This window comes from Pontibacter saemangeumensis (assembly GCF_039541895.1).
In the GTDB taxonomy this organism is placed as follows: domain Bacteria; phylum Bacteroidota; class Bacteroidia; order Cytophagales; family Hymenobacteraceae; genus Pontibacter; species Pontibacter saemangeumensis.
Window position 1 is genome coordinate 272,320 of the sequence record NZ_BAABHC010000001.1, and the last position, 19,326, is coordinate 291,645.

Genomic DNA, 19,326 nt, shown 5'->3' on the forward strand with positions numbered 1-19,326 from the left:
AGGCATATTTATCAAGAGCATATTGTAATCACGCCTTATACTTTAAATATACTAATATTATTTTATACTTTTAAAACAATTCTGTGCTTTTTTTATCAACCCCTATAACATTATTATGAACGAACATGCCGTTGTAGTCGTGCTATATTGCCCCTAACATATGATCGGATACCTGAAAGGGTGTTGGAAACACACACCATCGGCAGCAAAGTACCCCCTGCCACCAACACCTTCCCAAACAATGATTATATAAATCTGCTTAGTATCTTTAAGGTTTACTATCCTTACACTTTACCAAATATGACCTATAAGATTAAACTTTCCCGGATGCTGGCGCCCGTCCTGCTTTCCGGCTTTTTCCTGACCTCCTCTCCCCAAACCCTTGCCCAGGAGGCCGTGCGCCAGGACGGCGAGATCAAGCAGATGGTGAACCAGCTGTCGGCGCAGAACCTGGAGCAGCTGGTGCAGAAGATGGTGAGCTTCGGCACCCGCCACTCGCTCAGCACCACCACCAGCAAAAAAGAAGGCATCGGGGCGGCCCGCGAGTGGGTAAAATCAGAATTCGAGAAATACGCCAAAACCTCCGGTGGCCGCATGACCGTGGAGATGGACCGCTACACCGTGAAAGCCGATGGCCGCCGCATTCCGCAGGACGTGGAGATGGCCAACGTGATGGCGACGCTGAAGGGCACTGACCCGAATGACGACCGCGTGATCATCGTGGGCGGCCACCTCGACTCGCGCGTGACCGATGTGATGGACGCCAAAAGCAAAGCGCCGGGCGCCAACGACGACGCCTCGGGCGTGGCCATGGTGATGGAGATGGCCCGTGTGATGGCTTCCAAACAGTTCCCGGCCACCTTGGTTTTCGTGGCTTTTCAGGGCGAGGAGCAAGGGCTATATGGGTCGAAGCACCTGGCAGACCGGGCCAAAAAAGAGAACTGGAACCTGGTGGCGATGCTGAACAACGACATCGTGGGCAACTCTTACTCCGCCGAAACCGGCCTGCACAACAACACCACCGTGCGCGTGTTCAGCGAGGGCATCCCCGTGAACGAAACCGAGGAGCAGGCGCGACTGCGCAGAACCCTGGGTGCTGAGAACGACAGCCCGAGCCGCAACCTGGCCCGCTATATGGAGAACGTGGGGGAAAGGTACGTAGACCAGATCGATGTGGTGATGGTGCACCGTGCCGACCGCTTCCTGCGGGGCGGCGACCATACCCCGTTCAATCAGAACGGTTTTGCGGCGGTGCGCATGAGCGAAACGAACGAGGATTTCGACCACCAGCACCAGGACATCCGCAAGGAAGACGGCAAGCAGTACGGCGACCTGATCGAGTACATGGACTTTGAGTACCTGCGCAAGAACACAGGCGTAAACCTGGCCACCATGGCCAGCCTGGCCTGGGCTCCTGCCGCCCCCGACAAAGTGAGCGTGCTGACCGCTGACCTCACCAACACCACGCAACTGCAGTGGGAGGCCCCGGCCAAAGGCGAGAAGCCGGCCGGTTATTATGTGCTGATGCGTGAGACCAACAGCCCTGCCTGGGAAAAGAAGTTCTTCGTAAAGGACACCAAGGCAGACATCAACTACTCCAAAGACAACTACTTTTTTGCCGTGCAGGCCGTAGACGCAGAGGGGCACGCCAGCCTGCCGGTGCTGCCGGTTCCGGTGCGGTAGCATGTATATATAACCTTCGCTGATCATGATAAAGCGTCTCGTCCTCGGCCTGCTCCTTCTCAGCGCCACCGGTGTGTATGCGCAGGAGATACAGGTAAAAAAGCTGGCGCCGCAGGTGTATGTGCATACCTCCTATAAGCAGGTCGGTGAGGTGGTCTTCCCGTCGCATGGCTTAGTGATCGCTACGAAAGGCGGCATCGTGCTGGTAGACACCGGGTGGGGCAACCAACCCACGGAGCAGTTGCTGGCATGGGTAAAAACCAACCTGAGGCGGCCTGTGATAGCGTGTGTGGCCACCCACTGGCACGAAGACAAAATGGGAGGCATTGATGCCGTGCAGGCACAGAACATCCCGCTCGTCACTTCGAAGCGCACGGCTGCACTGGCCGCCGAGCACGGGAAAGGGACACCGGATATCACCTTTGCCCGGGATACCGCCTTTGCAGTGGGGAAACAGCAGTTTGAAGTGTACTACCCCGGCGGCGGCCACACAACCGACAATGTGGTGGTGTACCTGCCGCAACAAAAAATCCTGTTCGGGGGATGCCTGGTAAAGGACTTGCAGACAAATAACTTAGGCAATGTGGCTGACGCGGACGTCAGGAGCTGGCCTGGAGCCATAAAAAACCTGCAGCAGCGCTACCCAAAGGCAAAGGTGGTGGTGCCAAGCCATGGCCCCTGGGGCGACCAGTCCCTGCTACGCCATACGCTGGGGCTATTGCAGGACCAGGAGAAGTAACCAACCATAGCATATATAGCGAGAGGCCGGTACTGTTTTGCACCGGCCTCTCGCTATATATATGCATGAAGCTCTTTTAATCCCGCTTCACCAGCTTGTTGAAGTTGCCGTTCGGGTCGTGGAGCAGGGCCAGTTTGCTGTGCTCGAACTCCTTAAAGAACTCCTCCCAGCTTACTTCCTCAAAACTTTCGTTGCTGTCGCTCTTTTTCGGGAAGTGGATGCGGAGCACGCCCTCGCCGCTGCCGTCCTTCTCGGTGCCCTTGATGATGGACGGTTTGCCGCCGTGCTGCTCGGCCCATTTCTGAATCTCTTTGTGATCGGTTGTTTTCTTAGCTTCGCTCATAGGTATATAGGTTTGTGGTTTCTGATACTGCCTTTTCTATACGGGGCGCCTCCGCCAAAGGATAAGAACAGGAGGTCGCATAAAAAAAGCAGCCCAGGGCGAGGCTGCTTTCAAAAATAGAAGTCATATATAAAAATCAACAGAGGCCCTGTGCCGCTTTACAGCTTTGACACTCTGGCCGCCGACGATGTTTCGGCCGTGATGCGGGGACTGCCTTTGTAATACACCGATGTGGCACCGGAGGCGTCTATGTCCAGCGACTCGGTGGCGTGCACCTTTACTTTGCTGGCACCGCTGGCCTCCACCTTCACGTTCTTCGCCTGCAAATCGGCCGCCTCCACTTTCGAGGCCCCTGACATGTTCATGTCCACCTCGTCGGCTTTGCCCGCCAGTTCTATTTTGCTGGCGCCGCTCATATCCGCCTTCAGCTCCTTGGTGTTGATGTCCAGTTTCACGTTCGAGGCGCCGCTCATGTCCAGCTTCAGGGCATCCGTCCTGAAGGCAGACTTCCCGATCACCTTCACGCCACCGCTGATGTCCATGCTGTTCAGCTCCCGCATCGTGATATAGGCCTTCATGTCTTTGTTGGTGGTCACGCCGTCCTCGTTATATATGTGCAGCACGCCGTTGCGCACCTCTGTTTTGATGTTGCTCAGCAGGTTCTCCTCCGCCTCTATGCGCAGGCTCTCCCTGTTGCCCTGCGTTACTTCCACGGCAAAGCCGCCGCTCACGTTAATGCCCTCAAAACCGGACACGTTTCTGTCCTGGGTCTGCATGTTGCCGTTTCCGCGCAGCTGCTGGGCCATCAGCGGAGCGTCCGTCATGAGAAGCGCGATCGTGAACACCGCAAGAGAGGTTAGGTAGAATTGAATGATCTTCATGGTTTCAGGTGGTATGGTTTAAGTTCTTTCGGATACAGGGGTCAGCTCCTGTGGGAAGCGTCTGTTCAAAAGATGCGGATTACTGCAAAAGGTTGCTTTGGGGTGAGAAAAAATTTACCGCAAAGGGGAACAATGTTTTATATATAGGCATAACCGGAAAACGGGGGAGTCGAAACCGCTCAGCCCTCCGCTGCCGCAGCAGGTCGGTCGAGTGGCTTGTTCAGGTATATATAGAAGATAAGCGCGCCCAGCATATAGGCCAGCACATCCAGCGCATCGGCGGTATACAGCGTTTTGTAAAGCGGGAAGAGAAGCTCAAAGCAAACGCTGAAGGCCGCCACCGCAAAAACGATGTGGCGCACCGGCAGCACCATGCGCGGGTTCCGGAAATACGCGCGCTGCACCGCCAGCACGATCCGGAGCGTGACGGGCAGGCACAGCAGGTCGTCGAGGTGCGTGTGCAGCGGCCATATATAAACCTGCGCCTGCTCCAGCGCCTGGTTCAGGCAGAAGAGGGAAAGGCAGGTCAGGAAGAGCGGGTGCAGCAGGGTCCTCATATATCCTCATATCACAAAGCCACTAAAAACACGCCCAGCATCAGGCTGCCCAGCACCAGCAGGAAGATCTCGGTTGGCGTGAGGGCCCTCAGCCAGTGCCGGTTCTGTCTGGAGCTGCCGCCCAGCAGTTGGCCGCAGTTCGGGCACTGCTTCGCCCGGAGGGGCACTGTTTCGCCGCAGTTCGGGCAGGTCTTCATTTTTTTATCTTCGGGGGCAGCCATGGCAGCAGTAGCAGGTTGGTACAAAGGTAAAAGGACTTCTCCTGCTTCCTATACTTGCTTCCGGCGATCAGGTTTAGCAGCAGCAACCCCGCCCGCCAGATAACCTTCAGCAGCCTGAAGGGGTACATTCTTAAAAAGCAAAAAGCGATGACACAAACAAAAACAGATACTGCCTACTATACCCTTAAGCGTGGCGACAGCCCTTTGGTGGCCACCGCCATCCACAGCGGGCACAACGTGCGCCAGAACATCAGCAACCTGTTCGCCCTGGCGGCGGCAGAGCGCCTGCGCGAGGAAGACCCCTTCACGGACGTGTGGGTGGCCGTGGCCGACAACCAGATCATCGGGCACAACTCCCGCTTCGAGCTGGACCTGAACCGCTCCCCGGACAAAGCCATCTACCGCCTGCCCGACGACGCCTGGGGCCTGGACGTGTGGAAAGAGGACCTGCCGGAGGAGCTGGCGAAGGAATCGATGAGCCGCTACGACCGGTTTTACGCCGATGTGAAGCAGATGCTGACGGAAATCATAGCACAGCACGGCTGCCTGGTGGTATATGACCTGCACACCTACAACCACAAGCGCGACGGCGCCTCCGGACCCGTCGCCAGCCCCGACGAAAACCCGGAGGTGAACATCGGCACCGGCAACATGGACCGCGCGAAATGGGCACCCGTGGTGGAGGCCTTCATGCACAGCCTCCACGGCTACGACTACCGGGGCCGCCACCTGGACGTCCGCGAGAACGTGAAGTTCAAGGGCGGCCACTTCATGCGCTGGATCCACGACACCTTCGGCGACAAGGCCTGCGTGATGAGCATCGAGTTCAAGAAGTTCTTTATGGACGAATGGACAGGCGAGCCGGACGAGGAGCAGGTGCAGGAGATCAGGAGAGCCCTGGAGCAGACGACAAAGCCGGTGCTGCAGGCGCTGGCGCAGGTGTGCCAGCCGTGATGGCTGGTTGTTGATTGTTAATTGATGAATGGTTAAGAACAATTAGCCATTGGCCTGTGCGAGCCTGAACGCCATCCGGTTTCTCTGGCGCGGGTTTCCGACCCGTGCCTTTCAATGAAAGTGAAGTCTCCGACTTCACGCGCCTGCAAGGCACAAGCGCTACGCAGCAAAGGTCACGCGATACTTGATGCCACAGTTTATACTTCATCTGTCGGCTCCCGCGAGTCTGGAGACTCGCACACATCTTTGGTCACGGGTCGGAAACCCGCACCAGAGCCCAGAGAAACATACTTAAAAACCCAATGACCGACGACATATCCGACAGTTTCATAAAGAAGGTAAGCAGCAGCCTGAAGCGCGGCAAGCAGGTGCACCGACGCCTGCCGCAGGGCGGGCTCATCTACATAGACAGGCCCCTGCCCTTCCTGGTGCTCTTCCGCCACCCGACCGGCAAACCCGACCATGCCACCGCCGACTTTGCCAAAGCCACGGCTTCCTATATCATCTCGCATGAGGAGCAGATGCCGCAGCTGCAGGAGCTCATCAGGGCCGTGGCGGAGGAAATGGCCGGACAGTTCGGCGCTTTCATGATACTGGAGTTGCTGGCCGCCCCCTCCCCTGATCGGGAAACGCCCCTGTTTAAGGTGCTGGGGCCGGAGAAGCAGCTGCCCGCCACCATCAGCACCCTGGTGCAGGAGCTGGAGCAGATTAAAATCAGCGGCATCCACACCGCCGTTAAGACGGCCTCCAACAAGGCCCTGCTGGAAGGCCCGCTGCGCCTGATGCCGGAGGAGGAGCTGAAGAAGCACAGCTACCTGATGCTCGGGCTGGAGCTGAAGCCCATCTACTGCGACAGCAAGACCGGCAGGCCCTATCCCCTGCTGCTCCGCACGCTCCGCGAGAAGCTCTCCAACGCCATCAAGAAAACAGTTTTCGATTTCGTGAATGTGCAGACCACGCACAAGGCCATCCATTTCCAGGCGCTGGGGCGGCAGGCCGTGAACCGCGTGGTGTGGCGCATCGACAAGCAGCTCACCGGCATCAGCGACCTGTTCCAGTTCCTGCTGCTGGTAACGCCGGTGAACAACAGCGAGGCCTGGGAGGAGTTCCGCAAAGCGAAGTTCAGCAAGGCCCCCACGTTCCATTACCGCCTGATGCCCATAGACGCCGACCAGCTCAAGCGCCGGCTCTACAACATCCCCATCGAGAAGATAGACGACCCGACCCTGGCGTTCCTGTTCCGGGACAAGCGCCACGAGCTGGACAAGATGCTGACCATGCTCGCCGACCGCAACACGCCCGACTTTATATATAGCAGCATGCAGCTTTTCGGCGGCGTAGACGACCAGTTGCTGAAAGTGGCGGAGGGTATTCTGGCGGCCATCCCGGAGCCCACCCGCCACACGAACGTCGAGCTGATACCTGTGCCGGAGTTCGCCGCGCTGGCCGAGCAGGAGATCGACTTTCTGAAGGCGCAGTACAAAGGCGTGGACTCGGGGGTGGATGTGCGGGACGATGTGGTGGGGCTGATCGTGTCGAAGGGCAGGCTGAACGTGGGCACCGATGCCAAAATACCGCGCCACCGGGCGCAGGCGCTGATCCAGCACGAGGTGGGCACGCACATCCTGACCTACTTCAACGGCAAGGCGCAGCCGCTGCACCAGCTGTACGTGGGCAGCCCCGGCTACGAGGAGCTGCAGGAGGGGCTGGCCGTGCTGAGCGAGTACCTGGTGGGCGGCCTTGACCAGGACCGGATGCGCATGCTGGCGGCGCGCGTGGTGGCGGTGTACCACCTCACCAAAGGCTGCGGCTTCACCGACAACTTCGCCCGCCTGACGCAGCAGTACCATTTCGACGAAGAGACAGCCTTTGATACGACCATGCGCGTGCACCGCGGCGGCGGCCTCACTAAAGACGCCGTGTACCTGCGCGGGCTCGTGCACCTGCTCGATTACCTGAAGCAGGGCCATGAGCTGGAGCCCCTGCTGATCGGCAAAATCCGGCAGGACTATATCCCGATTGTGCAGGAGCTTATATATAGGAACGTGCTGCGGCCAGTGCCCATCAAGCCCCGCTACCTCCTCGACCCGGCCATCAAACCAAAACTGGAACAACTAAAAGCGGGCATATCAGTATTTAACCTTTTATAAAATTCAGTATTTATTACACCAAACTTATATATAAGCCGCACTCAAAACATGAATATAGCATTTGTAGTAAACGACGTAAACACCGAAAAAGCCTCCTACACCACCATCTTTCTGGCGCAGCGCATGCACAACCAGGGCCACAGCGTGTACCTGGTGGGCGTGGGCGACCTGGCCTATTACCCTGACGGCTATATGGGCGCCACCGCCGTGCAGGCCGACCCCAAGCACAAGTACAAATCCCCGGCTACCTATATAGAGGCCGTGCAAGGCGAGAAGGCCACCCGTACGCGCATCACCGCCCCGGACTTGGATGTGCTCATGCTCCGCAACGACCCCTCCTCGGAGGGCGAGGGACGGTCGTGGGCCCAGAATGCGGGCATTATTTTCGGGCAGCTGGCCATGCGCCACGGCGTGATCGTGCTCAACGACCCCACCTCCCTTTCCGACGCTGTGAACAAGATGTACTTCCAGCACTTCCCAGAGGCCGTGCGGCCGCGCACCCTCATTACGCGCGACAAGAATGAGATCAAGGAGTTTTTCAGCGAGCAGAAGAACAACATCATCCTGAAGCCGCTGCAGGGCTCGGGTGGCTCCGGCGTGTTTATGGTGAAGAAACAGGATTCCACTAACCTGAACCAGATTGTGGAGGCCATCAGCCGCGACGGCTACGTGATTGCCCAGGAGTATCTGCCGGAAGCCACCGAGGGCGATGTGCGCCTTTTTGTGATGAACGGTGAGGCGCTGCAGCACAAGGGCAAGTACTGCGCCATCCGCCGCGTGAACAGCAAAGACGACATCCGCAGCAACATGCATGCGGGCGGCTCGGCGGTGGCGGCCAAGGTAGACCAGCGCATGTTGGACCTGGTGGAGCTGGTGCGCCCGAAATTGATCCAGGACGGGATGTTCCTGGTCGGACTGGACATTGTAGGCAACAAGCTGATGGAGATCAACGTGTTCAGCCCCGGTGCCCTGCCGGACGCCAGCGAGATAGAAGGCGTGGACTTCTCAGAGCCCGTGATCGCCGCCCTGGAGCGCAAGGTACACTACAAGAAAACGTACGGCACGCAGGTAGATAACAAGACCGTGGCGATGATTTGATTTAGCTATAGCTGCCAGCATAGCAGTTATATACCTGGTACACATGAATGGCTAAGCGAACGGATACCCAAACCGGTGGCTTAGCCATTTTCATGTCCCGGAGGTGGCTATATATAACACCGGCTTACAGCAGTGATAACGGCAGCGCGCCAGAAGCTTCCCTGTTTCACACAGGATCAGGAGAGGCCCAAAGTTTTTTTCGGAACCTAAAATATTAATTATAAATATGTTAAGACTAAAATCGGATATGGAGCAAAAATATTATGCCATATTCTTTCGCAACAAAAAACTAAATAGTAGTTTTGCACCCGATTTAAGGAGAAGGGAAATCTGAATAGCTAATTTATATAGCGGCTGCTTGACATACAAGTACTGTTACAACTATTTTTCATTTTCCGGTTTGCGCTGCTGTTACAAAAGCCAAAGCTATTCAAGAAAAGACGCGCTCCTGCCCCGCAATAGAGGTTTCGTAGACAAAAAATAAGGTTAGTAAAGTTTAGATTAGTTTGTTTTAAGGTGAGAGAAGGCCCCAGCATTCGTTGGGGCTTTTCTCATATATGCCCCTAAAGTTCTTGCCTTTGCCTGTCCTCTGCCCGTGCTCCGGAAACCGCGTTCTTTATAGAGCAGCCATTGTAGCTGAAGCAGTAAGCGCATTTTATATTATTCCAAGGAACAGGAGTAATACAGGCAAGGTGGCTCTGCTGGTGAGAGGGTTGCATGCCTGCTGAAGGCACGCAAAGGCGCCGGCTATTCCCCGACTTTACTCATGCGCGTTCTTTACAGCTTTGGCATCAGGATAAACCAGGTTACTACCACAGCAAGCGGGATGAGGGCGAGGATGATCTTCAGGAGGAACCCGGGCGCGGTGGTGCCCGACCCCCAGGAACCCCTTCTGAATACGTAACGCAGGCTAACGATAAGCGAAAGCAGTACCAGCCCCGACATGACGGCATGCACGATCAGTATCACCTGTATAAAGGAAACCTCGGAGACCAATATCCGTTGCCAGGCCCTGACGGCCCAGGGCACCATCGTGAGCAGGCACAGCAGCGCCAGCAGCGCGCCGGGCTTCACCTTAAACAGCGTGAGCCACGAGGCCATCCCAAAGAGCGTCATCGCCCCCACCAGGGCCGCATCGGAGTACACCGTGTGCGGCGCACCCCCGTAGCCCCTGAAGAACAGGATGAACGTGGCCACGGCAAAGCCCGTCAGGAAGTACAGCAGGTATCTCGTCATACAGATACCATACTGCAAAAAGGGGGTTTCAGATGCTTCTTCCGAAAGAGGATGCTGTCTCGCCGCTACCGATATAGCCCACGTTGCGCTGCACTTACCATATCGAAACATGCCCACACCCGCCACTCCGTTGACAAGGGGTCCCAACCTTTGGAGGGGAATTCACGCAGAAAAGGTGTTTTTATTCCCCACCAGGAAGGGACAGGTTTTCAGTCAGCAGATTTTTATAGCGCAACTTGGGCTATATAATACGGGCAAGTATCCCGGGAGCAGTATTTGGGAGTTTGTATGTCTGCTGCTATCCGCTATTTAATTGAGTTCCTTACCGGCACGTAGTAGCGTGCATCAACAGGCTTTATCTCCTGCAGTCCCGGTTCCCGGGGAGGCATACTGCTTCTCCCCGAAAAATATCGTTTAACTTTATACCCCACAGGCGACAAGCGTCAAACATATTCCGCCCCGGGAGGTATAGGTATATGCCATCATGGCGAAGGCACGGAGAGAAGTAGATATGGACAACCCCAGAAAAGGCACACGGGCTGCTGCAGGCCAGAACGACACCAATAAGAAAAGCTTCCGGGAGCAGTTGGGCGCGCTGAAAAACCTGCCTAAGTTTTTCCGGCTGATCTGGGAGACAAGCCCGCGCATGACCATCGCCAACATGCTGCTGCGCCTGTTTAAATCGGCGCTGCCTGTTACGATGCTCTATATAGGCAAGCTGATTATAGACGAGGTGGTGCGGCTGATAGACGTGGCTGGTGAGCGCGACCTGAGCTACCTGTGGGTGCTGGTGGCGCTGGAACTGGGGCTGGCCGTGCTGTCGGACCTCATCAACCGGGGCATCACCCTGATGGACAGCCTGCTGGGCGACCTTTTCTCGAACCGCACCTCCGTTACCCTCATAGAGCATGCCGCCACGCTGGACCTGGCGCAGTTCGAGGACGCCACTTTCTATGACAAACTGGAGCGGGCCCGGCGGCAAACAGTGACGCGGGTGGTGCTCATGTCGCAGGTATTGTCGCAGGTGCAGGATATGGTGACCATCGGCTTCCTGGCAGCCGGTTTGATTGCGTTCAACCCCTGGCTCATCCTGATTCTGCTGGTTGCCGTGGTGCCCTCCTTTCTGGGGGAAAGCCACTTCAACGAGCGCACCTATTCCCTCTCCCGCTCCTGGACGCCCGAGCGCCGCGAGCTGGACTACCTGCGCTATATAGGCGCCTCCGACGAAACCGCCAAAGAGATCAAGACCTTCAACCTGTCCGGTTTCCTAGCCAGCCGTTTCAAGGAACTCTCCGACAGGTACTACACCCTAAACAAAAGCATTACCGTGAAGCGGGCCATCTGGGGCAGCGCCCTCTCGGCCATCGGCACCCTCGCCTACTACGGCGCCTATATATTCATTTTGTTTAACACCGTGATGGGCGTCATCACGATCGGTAGCCTCACGTTCCTGGCCGGCTCTTTCAGCAATATGCGCGGCCTGCTGCAGGGCATTATGACGCGCTTCTCCCAGATTGCGGAGAGCGCCCTCTACCTGCAGGACCTGTTCGACTTCCTGGAGCTGAGGCCACAGATCACGCCGCCTGTCAACCCTTTGCCCCTGCCACGGCCTATCCGGCAGGGCTTTACCTTCGAGAACGTCGGCTTTAAGTACCACAACAGCGAACGGTGGGCCGTACGGCACCTGTCTTTCCATCTGAAGGCCGGCGAGAAGCTGGCGCTGGTGGGCGAGAACGGCGCCGGCAAAACCACCCTGGTGAAGCTGCTGGCACGGCTGTATGAGCCGTCGGAAGGCCGCATACTTTTAGACGGCGAGGACCTGCGTGCGTATGACCTGAACGATCTGCGCCACCAGGTCGGCATTATTTTCCAGGATTACGTGCGCTTCCAGATGACCGCCTCCGACAACATTGCCATCGGCCAGATCAGCAATATCCTGGACAAGGCACGGATCCAGGGCTCTGCCCAAAAGAGCCTCGCCGACCTCGTGATCCAGCGCCTGCCGGACAAGTATGACCAGGTGCTGGGCAAGCGCTTCGACAAAGGAGTGGAGCTTTCGGGCGGAGAGTGGCAGAAGGTGGCCCTGGCCCGCGCCTATATGCGCGACGCGCAGCTCCTGATTCTCGACGAACCCACCTCCGCCCTCGATGCCCGCGCCGAGCATGAGGTTTTCCTGCGCTTCTCCGAACTGATCGAGGGCCGCACTGCCGTCCTTATCTCCCACCGCTTCTCCACGGTGCGCATGGCCGACCGTATCCTGTTCCTGGAGCAGGGCCAGCTAAAGGAGCTGGGCACGCACGAGGAACTTCTGGCCAAGAACGGCAAGTATGCGGAGCTCTTCCTGCTGCAGGCGAAAGGCTATATGTAAGTAAGTAAGATTTTTGGGGTGGGATATAGGTGGCTAAATCCTATATAAGCTGTTGGTCAGAACGGAGCAAAGGACACGTTAAAAGAAACACGCTACTTTTTTATATCTGCCGGATCCGCATCCTCCTTCTTATTAAGATTAATTTTGTGAAAGATCATTAGGCTGATGATGTCCCTGCTGAAAAATTGGTTTCCTGTCACTCTTTGCTGAAACCAGTACAGATAGCCTGCCTCTATATTGATATTCTTGTGCAACGCGTAGTTCAGTCCTACATATATCCGGTTCTGGTTAAACCTGTTGTACAGGATGCTCTTCCCGGCATTAACATGAATCTCTTCACTTGCTTTCACCTGTAGTGGCAGGTTGTTGATGTTTGCTATATGATACTCTAACCCAAGGCGATACCTGAAACGATAATTAGTATTATACCCTTTCGCCAGTTCGCCGTAGGCTGTATTTCTGAAGAAGCGCTTTTCTATCATATAACGATGCCCAATAGAAAGCCTGCCAATGCGCTGCCTGTAGTCGAACTGGACGTACGGCCGGAGTTCCGGCACTACAAGATCGTCGGTTGCATGAGGGTCCTGGGGGCTTTGCAGCAAATAGGCAAATCCCACCGAAGCACCCCAGCTTTTACCCAGGCTGTAGTACAAGCGGCTACTGATCTGGAACTGGTGCTGCTCATCCGGGTTTCTGAACCTCCTTTCCTGTATCTCCGTAGTTAGAGCCCACTTAGGCCTGAAAGCAAGGGTGTTATTATAGGTGTATGTAACCAGTTGCTGCTTTGTCACCTGCTTCCCTAGGCTTTGGGCAAACAGCGGTGAGGCGAAAAGGAGCCCTATCATCCCGACGAGGTATATACCGCGTTTCTTCATGCTACCCACAGCGCTTGCTGCCCCTCCCCTGTATATTAATCAGCGATATAGCCTGTTTCTAATTGGAGGTTTCAGGCACCCCGGGCTTTCCCAGCTCTTTGATTTCCACTTTGCGGAAGTCGATGGCCTGGCCCTCGCTTTGCAGGGCTATATATCCCTCACTCAAGAGCTTGCCGTCCTGCTTCAGGGCTAGGTCAAAATTGTTGACCACGCCGCCGCCAATCTGCGGCTTGGTATATTGCAGCACCGTGTCTCCGTTGATGATGTGCTTCACCAGCGAGTCTCCCAGAACAATGAGCTCCGCCCGCACCCACTCGTCTATGTCGTAGGTTTCAGAGCTGGAGTTGATGCAATGCCGGGGGTCGATTTTGCCTTCATATACCACGTCCGTGCCCGGTGAGCACATGTTGCCGGTGGGGCGCGGCTTGCCATCGCCCAGGCCCGCCAGAAACTGCATCTCCACCGATATAGGCCAGTCCTGCTCGCGCGGCATGGTTCTCGGGTCCTGGGAGTGGAACATCACGCCGCTGTTCCGGATGGTGTAATCCGGCGCGTCCGGATGCCACTCATCGGCAAAGCGATACTCCACCACCAGGTGGTAACTGGAGAAGGGCTGCTTGTAATAAAGGTGCCCGTACTGCTCGTTGAAGTCGTCGTACTGGTCGTAGCGCACCCTAATCATACCGTCCTCCACCCGAAAGGTGTTTCCGAAGTTCTCCCCCACCTCGTGGTGATGTATCTTCACGATCCAATCCTCTATATCCTTCCCGTTGAAAAGCGATACCCACTCTCCTTCTCCGGCTGGTTTGGTTTCTTCAGCTTCGGCAATATTTTGCTCCGGCGCAGACGAGGTGCAGGCCAGGAGGGCAAAGGCCAAAACCCAGGCGGCATATTTCCCCGCTCGGTTTCTTAGGGTAATTTCTCTTGACATCTTGTATCTGTGGAAGGTGTAGTAGGTTATTTAATGATCTGCTTGACTTACTCGTAGCAGCCTTGCTCCTGCTAATATAGGAAGCTTCGGGTAAATATACCCTATATATCCGCCGGTACCTTCTCCACGTGGAACACCCGTTTATATATGCCTCAACTTAAAACGGGAAGAAATACGGCAGGATGAGCGAGGCGAGCAGCCAGAAGAGCAGGTTGAGCGGAGTGCCCACCTTAAGGTAATCTATGAAGTGGTAGTTGCCGGGGCCATATATCATGGTGTTGGTCTGGTAGCCCATGGGTGTCATGAAGCTGAGGGAGGCCCCGTAGGCGACCGCCATCAGAAAAGGGCGCACACTCACTCCCAACTCGTGAGCGGTTACGATGGCAATGGGCGCAAGCAGGGCCGCCGTCGCGTTGTTCGACATGAAGTTGGTGGTCATAAAGGTGATGAAGAAGAACACCGACAGCAGCGCGTGCGGCCCGTAGTCGCCGACGCCCGCAATCAGGAAATCGGCCAGGAGCTTGGCGGCGCCCGTTTTTTCGAGGGCGGCGCCCATTGAGAGCACGCCCGCCAGCATGAAAATCACTTTCCAGTCGATCGCCTTGTACACCTCATCCACCCGGATGCACTTGAAAAGTATCAGCAACACCACCCCTGCCATGGCGCTCAGCACAATCGGCACCAGGCCTGTAGCCGCCGCCGTCACCACCGCCACGCTGATGAGGATAACCGGGATGATTTTGCTGTAGTTGAACCGGCTGTGCTCTGTCTGGGAGATGATCAGCAGGTCCTCGTTGTTCCGCAGCTTCTCCGCCTGGTCCTGGTTAGCGGCAATAAGCAGCACATCGCCGGCAGAGAGCTTGATGTGGCCGGGCTTCTCGTTCACAATCTCATCGCGGTGGCGGATGGCCAGCACTGAAGCCCCGTGGTTATAGGCCCTGAAATCCAGCTCCTTCAACGACTTACCCTCCATATAGGAGTTGGGTGTGACGATGGCCTCATAGAGCTTACTGTCGGTCAGGCGCAGGTTATTGTCGTCGAACTTGCGCTCGGACTTCAGTTGGATGCCTTTTTCCTCTTTCAGCAACTTCAGCTTCTCCACGCCGCAACGCACCTTCAGCACATCGTTCGCCTGCAGAATGAGGGAGGGGTACACCGGGATCTTCTGCCTGCGGCGCGTTACCTGCATCACCAGCACATCCAGGTTCTGCACCAGCCCTATTTTTTCCAGGGCCATCCCCACCGAGGGGGAATCCGGCAGCAGCACCACCTCCGTCAGGTACTGCCCCAGGTTAAAGTCCTCGGACAGGTCTTCCGCCAGTTTCCGGCTGGGCAGCAGATGCCTGCCCACGAAAAACAAATAGGCAACACCTACCAGCAGAAAACACAAGCCGGCGGGCGCGAACTCAAACATCCGCAGCGGCTCCTCGCCCTGCGCCTCTGCAATACCGCTGACCAGTATGTTGGTGGAGGTGCCGATGAGGGTGCAAACGCCGCCCAGCAGCGCGCTGAACGACAGCGGAATCAGCAGTTTGGACGGGCTGACGCGGATGTCCTTGCTTAACTGGATCACGACGGGCATAAGCAGCGCCACCACTGCAGTATCGTTGATGAACGCGGACAGGGTGCCGGAGATAAGCATGAGGGAGAAAAGGCACAGCAGGTAATTCTTGCGGCCGATCCGGGTAAGGCCAATGCCGATGCTGTTGAGGGCCCCCGATTTGAATATGGCTGAGCTGATGATGAACATGGCTGCCACGGTAAGGGTGGCAGGGTTGCTGAAGCCCGCAAATCCCTCTGCCGGGGTCAGGACGCCGGTGACCATAAACAATACCATGGTGAGGATTGCGACAGTGTCGATAGACAGGCGCTCAGACACAAACAGAACCACTGCCAGTGTTATTATCCCAAGCACAAGCGCAATCTCAAAGGTCATAGGCGCGGTAGAAAAGCTATAGCTGCCTGCGTTCGGGTGCTTTATACCGCATTAGCACGTGTTCCGGCAAAATCAGCAGCAGGCAAAGTCCAGAAAGTGAAATTATATATGCCTGATACGGCTAAACCTACAAAAGGCTTTATATTTTATTGATAATGTGCAGTTTGGGAAACAAAATCAGGCAGTCAGCCAGATTTCCGCCTCCACAACAGAGGAGAAGTTCTCAGAAGACATCGTGCTTTTGCTGTTTATTTCCTCCACCTGCAGGGTAGCGATCCGGTCAATGGGTACCACAATCGCGGCTTTTGACAGGCCGGCTAACTTAATGAGGTTGTGCGCCTCGATGTGCAGGCTGCTGAGGCGCTGCGGATGCGTTAGCATGGTGCGCAGGTCCGACAGCAGGCTGAAGTCTGGCTTAACCAGCCGGAGGGCTTTCTGCAAATCATCCAGGAAGTGCGGCACGGCTTCCCTGTTCTTCCAGAAACCCTTCACCGTTAGGTATATCCTATTTTTACTATTGTCGTATATAAGCTCATAACAGGGGTTATGAGCCACTACTATTTTGGACTCTTCTGGGGCGGTATGAGGGTCTGTATTGTACATAGGTTGTTACTTCTTCTACGTACTTCTACAGCCAAAGCATTTCATAATGCTTAGTTTCTATTATGCAATAAGAAGATTTAAAGAAAACAATCCGTAGTTAATGCTGCCTCCCAGGCAGAAAACTCTTCTCCTGCTTCCCAGCTTATTTTGCACTCAGTTTACTTCAGAAAGAGGGTAGTTTATAGATTCAGCTTCCCGGAGAGGCTGTGTAATATCCCATTTTTTACCTCCACAGGCTCGTGGCCGATCTGCATGCCGTCGATGAGGGTATAGTCTTTCTTACGGCATACCCTGATGTTGGTGTGGGCCAGCGTCTGGATGGTGGCCCCGTCCTTAAAGTCCTTCTCCTGATAAAGACCTTGCAGTATATGGCCTGACAGCACCGCCCTTAACCTGACGGCGGGCAGGTCCTTGAGCTTTTTGAGCTCTGCCTCAGGCGGGGCCAGGATGGTATAAGGACCGGCGTCGGAGAGGATCGGGGTGAGGCCCGCCTTGGTGATGAGGTTTGCCAGCACCGGCCTTTCCTGCACCATGTATTCGATCATGTTCATGCGGGCTGCCACGTCCTGCGCCTGCGCCGGACTGCCCAGCGCCAGCAGAAGTGCCAGTACCGTAAATTCTATATATAACCGATGGTGCAATCCCCTCATGGTCCGATGTTTTATCACTGGTTATATATACGTAATAATATATAAAACAGCTACATAACCCCGACCCAGGTTGATCAGGATTGCACAGACCTCTCCTGCATCAGAACAGGCGCCAGTTGGCGATCTGCTCCACAAAGCTCGGCAGTGCCCGAGGCACCAGCACCAGGCTTAGTACGAAACCATACACGGCTCCATACAAGTGCGCATCGTGGTTGATGTTGTCGCCCATGCGTTTGCCGGAGTAGTACGAGTACAGGATATAGAGCACGCCCAGGATAAATCCGGGAATGCAAAGCAGGCCGTACAGGCATATATCGTTGGTGGGATAAAACAGGATGCTGGAGAATACCACCGAGGCCACGCCGCCCGAAGCGCCCAACGCCCGGTAAGGCGGATCGTTGCGGTGCTTGAAGTAAGTGGGGATATCCGAAATAATGATGCCTCCTATATAGAGCAGCAGGTACACCAGGATGCCCGTCTCGGCTCCGAAAATAACCGCAAACGTCTGCTCCACCGCCTGCCCGAAGAAGAACAGCGTGAACATGTTGAAGAACAGGTGCGTGAAATCGGCGTGCAGAAAGCCCGAGGTAACGAAACGGTACCAAGAGTTGTCGCGCTGCACCGCGTAAGGCTGGAAAATCCACTTATGCATCAGGCTCTCGTTCTGAAAGGCATACAGGGATATTCCGACGGTAATGATAATTAATATAAGGGTAACGCTCATTTCTGGTTGTTGGTAGTTAATTGTTAGCTGTTAATTATTATGTTGTTGAATGATTGAATAGCTAAATGGCTGAATGGTTTAATGGCTATGTGGATATTGAATAGGATATAGTTATTCGCTATATATAAACTCCTGGTAAAACTGCGAAGCGACAATCAGCAACCAACAACCTAACAATTAGCTACACCTCCGAACCAATAATCAGCAACCTAATAGTTAACCATCGCTGCGAACCAATCCATTTAACAATATAACCATTCAGCCATCAATTATCCCGCTCCATCAGCTGCAGGGCCAGGCCCCGGATCGTGCTTTTACGCTCCTCGGGTAGCTGAACGGCATCGAGGTGGTGCAGCGCCTTCCGGAAGTAGGAATCGATCTGCTGCTCTGTCTGGTGCCGGATGTTGAGCTGGTTATAGATGGCCGTGATGGCGTCCACTTTCTCCCCGGCTATACTGCTGTCCGTTTTGTCGCGCCAGCTGATGATGGTTTGCCGCTGCGCCGCGTTAGCCTGTTCCAGCGCCGTCAGCATCAGAAAGGTTTTTTTATCCGACAGGATATCGCCGCCCACCTGCTTACCGAACTTGGCCTTGTCGCCATACACGTCCAGCAAATCGTCGCGGAGTTGGAAGGCGATGCCCACGTTGATACCAAAGTCCTTGAGGTTCTCCGCGTCCACCAGCGGGGCGCTCTGGAGAATGGCCCCCAGTTCCAGGCTAAAGCCTAAGAGCACCGCCGTCTTCAGCGTGATCATGTGGATGTATTCCTGGATGCTTACCTGCTCCCGGCGCTCGAAGTTCATGTCCAGTTGCTGGCCCTCACACACCTGCGCGGCGGTTTCGCTGAAGAGTTCCAGCACCTGCGCCAGCTTGCTTTGCTCCACCCCCAGCAGCAGCTGGTAGGCCCGCACCACCATCACGTCGCCCGACAGGATAGCCGTGTTGGCATCCCACTTTTCGTGCACGGTTTGCTCGCCGCGGCGCAGCGGGGCCTTGTCCATGATGTCGTCGTGCATGAGCGTGAAGTTGTGGAAAACCTCTACCGCTGCAGCAGGCAAAAGGGCCTTTTCTACATCCTCGTCGTACATTTTAGCCGATAACAGCACCAACAAAGGCCTGACGCGCTTGCCGCCCAACGCCATGATATACCGGATCGGCTCATATAGTTCCACCGGGTGCTCACCGTAACGCAACGTGGACAGGGTATGATGTATCTTTTCGGAAAGGGTGCTGATATCCACTGAATTGAAATGTAACGGGTCCGTGATAAGTAGGTGTGTCGCCTATGTGTTTTTGCTCAGTTTCCAACAGCACCTCGCCCCTCCTTGTTTAAAGGAGGGGACTGTATGCTTGGCTACACATGTAAACGCATCGCTAA

The 19,326-nt window shown here is 55.5% G+C and carries 19 protein-coding genes; 6 read left to right on the forward strand and 13 right to left on the reverse strand.

Features of this window, described 5'->3' with window-relative positions; all coding sequences use genetic code 11:
- Window positions 1–300 precede the first annotated feature (300 nt).
- Both ABD920_RS01270 and bla read left to right on the forward strand, forming a co-directional pair.
- Window positions 301–1,683, forward strand: coding sequence for a M28 family metallopeptidase (locus ABD920_RS01270; RefSeq protein WP_345156321.1), 1,383 nt, complete (start codon window positions 301–303; stop codon window positions 1,681–1,683).
- Between the two features lie 25 nt (window positions 1,684–1,708).
- The gene (gene bla, locus ABD920_RS01275) at window positions 1,709–2,422 is read left to right on the forward strand and encodes a subclass B1 metallo-beta-lactamase (protein ID WP_345156322.1); all 714 of its coding nucleotides are present in this window, start codon (window positions 1,709–1,711) and stop codon (window positions 2,420–2,422) included.
- 76 nt (window positions 2,423–2,498) lie between these two features.
- Here bla and ABD920_RS01280 read toward each other — a convergent pair whose 3' ends face one another.
- The 5 genes from ABD920_RS01280 to ABD920_RS01300 form a co-directional block, all read right to left on the reverse strand.
- Window positions 2,499–2,765, reverse strand: a complete 267-nt coding sequence (locus tag ABD920_RS01280) for a hypothetical protein (protein WP_345156323.1) — start codon at window positions 2,763–2,765, stop codon at window positions 2,499–2,501.
- Window positions 2,766–2,923: 158 nt separating this feature from the next.
- Complete coding sequence (locus ABD920_RS01285) at window positions 2,924–3,646, reverse strand: head GIN domain-containing protein (protein WP_345156324.1); 723 nt, start codon at window positions 3,644–3,646, stop codon at window positions 2,924–2,926.
- A 179-nt stretch (window positions 3,647–3,825) separates the two neighbouring features.
- Window positions 3,826–4,203 (reverse strand): hypothetical protein, encoded by a 378-nt coding sequence (locus tag ABD920_RS01290; protein ID WP_345156325.1) that lies wholly within the window; start codon window positions 4,201–4,203, stop codon window positions 3,826–3,828.
- An 11-nt stretch (window positions 4,204–4,214) separates the two neighbouring features.
- Window positions 4,215–4,400 carry a zinc-ribbon domain-containing protein gene (locus ABD920_RS01295; protein ID WP_345156326.1) on the reverse strand — a complete coding sequence of 62 codons (186 nt, stop codon included), beginning with the start codon at window positions 4,398–4,400 and terminating at the stop codon, window positions 4,215–4,217.
- A complete protein-coding gene (locus ABD920_RS01300; protein WP_345156327.1) occupies window positions 4,397–4,552 on the reverse strand; it encodes a hypothetical protein in 156 nt (51 codons plus the stop codon). The genes ABD920_RS01295 and ABD920_RS01300 overlap by 4 nt, the downstream gene beginning before the upstream one ends.
- 19 nt (window positions 4,553–4,571) lie before the next feature.
- On the opposite strand from ABD920_RS01300, the gene ABD920_RS01305 reads away from it, so the two are divergent.
- From ABD920_RS01305 to ABD920_RS01315, 3 genes are all read left to right on the forward strand, one after another.
- The gene (locus tag ABD920_RS01305) at window positions 4,572–5,378 is read left to right on the forward strand and encodes an N-formylglutamate amidohydrolase (protein WP_345156328.1); all 807 of its coding nucleotides are present in this window, start codon (window positions 4,572–4,574) and stop codon (window positions 5,376–5,378) included.
- A 302-nt stretch (window positions 5,379–5,680) separates the two neighbouring features.
- Window positions 5,681–7,528, forward strand: a complete 1,848-nt coding sequence (locus tag ABD920_RS01310; protein WP_345156329.1) for a peptidase MATCAP family protein — start codon at window positions 5,681–5,683, stop codon at window positions 7,526–7,528.
- A gap of 48 nt (window positions 7,529–7,576) precedes the next feature.
- A complete protein-coding gene (locus tag ABD920_RS01315) occupies window positions 7,577–8,626 on the forward strand; it encodes a glutathione synthetase (protein WP_345156330.1) in 1,050 nt (349 codons plus the stop codon).
- A gap of 777 nt (window positions 8,627–9,403) precedes the next feature.
- Here the strand turns inward: ABD920_RS01315 and ABD920_RS01320 are convergent.
- Entirely contained in the window at window positions 9,404–9,862 is a 459-nt protein-coding gene (locus ABD920_RS01320) for a hypothetical protein (protein ID WP_345156331.1), read from the reverse strand.
- 511 nt (window positions 9,863–10,373) lie between these two features.
- Here ABD920_RS01320 and ABD920_RS01325 point away from each other — a divergent pair.
- The gene (locus ABD920_RS01325) at window positions 10,374–12,230 is read left to right on the forward strand and encodes an ABC transporter ATP-binding protein (protein WP_345156332.1); all 1,857 of its coding nucleotides are present in this window, start codon (window positions 10,374–10,376) and stop codon (window positions 12,228–12,230) included.
- A gap of 92 nt (window positions 12,231–12,322) precedes the next feature.
- On the opposite strand, the gene ABD920_RS01330 is transcribed toward ABD920_RS01325, so the two are convergent.
- The 7 genes from ABD920_RS01330 to ABD920_RS01360 form a co-directional block, all read right to left on the reverse strand.
- Complete coding sequence (locus ABD920_RS01330; protein WP_345156333.1) at window positions 12,323–13,105, reverse strand: DUF2490 domain-containing protein; 783 nt, start codon at window positions 13,103–13,105, stop codon at window positions 12,323–12,325.
- 58 nt (window positions 13,106–13,163) lie between these two features.
- Window positions 13,164–13,982 (reverse strand): 3-keto-disaccharide hydrolase, encoded by an 819-nt coding sequence (locus ABD920_RS01335; protein ID WP_345156334.1) that lies wholly within the window; start codon window positions 13,980–13,982, stop codon window positions 13,164–13,166.
- Window positions 13,983–14,193: 211 nt separating this feature from the next.
- Window positions 14,194–15,972, reverse strand: coding sequence for an SLC13 family permease (locus ABD920_RS01340; protein WP_345156335.1), 1,779 nt, complete (start codon window positions 15,970–15,972; stop codon window positions 14,194–14,196).
- 177 nt (window positions 15,973–16,149) lie between these two features.
- On the reverse strand, window positions 16,150–16,575 hold the full coding sequence (locus ABD920_RS01345) for a hypothetical protein (protein ID WP_345156336.1): 426 nt from the start codon (window positions 16,573–16,575) through the stop codon (window positions 16,150–16,152).
- A gap of 179 nt (window positions 16,576–16,754) precedes the next feature.
- Entirely contained in the window at window positions 16,755–17,225 is a 471-nt protein-coding gene (locus ABD920_RS01350) for a fasciclin domain-containing protein (RefSeq protein ID WP_345156337.1), read from the reverse strand.
- Window positions 17,226–17,325: 100 nt separating this feature from the next.
- Window positions 17,326–17,949, reverse strand: a complete 624-nt coding sequence (locus ABD920_RS01355; RefSeq protein ID WP_345156338.1) for a rhomboid family intramembrane serine protease — start codon at window positions 17,947–17,949, stop codon at window positions 17,326–17,328.
- A 265-nt stretch (window positions 17,950–18,214) separates the two neighbouring features.
- Complete coding sequence (locus ABD920_RS01360) at window positions 18,215–19,189, reverse strand: polyprenyl synthetase family protein (protein ID WP_345156339.1); 975 nt, start codon at window positions 19,187–19,189, stop codon at window positions 18,215–18,217.
- Window positions 19,190–19,326: the final 137 nt, after the last annotated feature.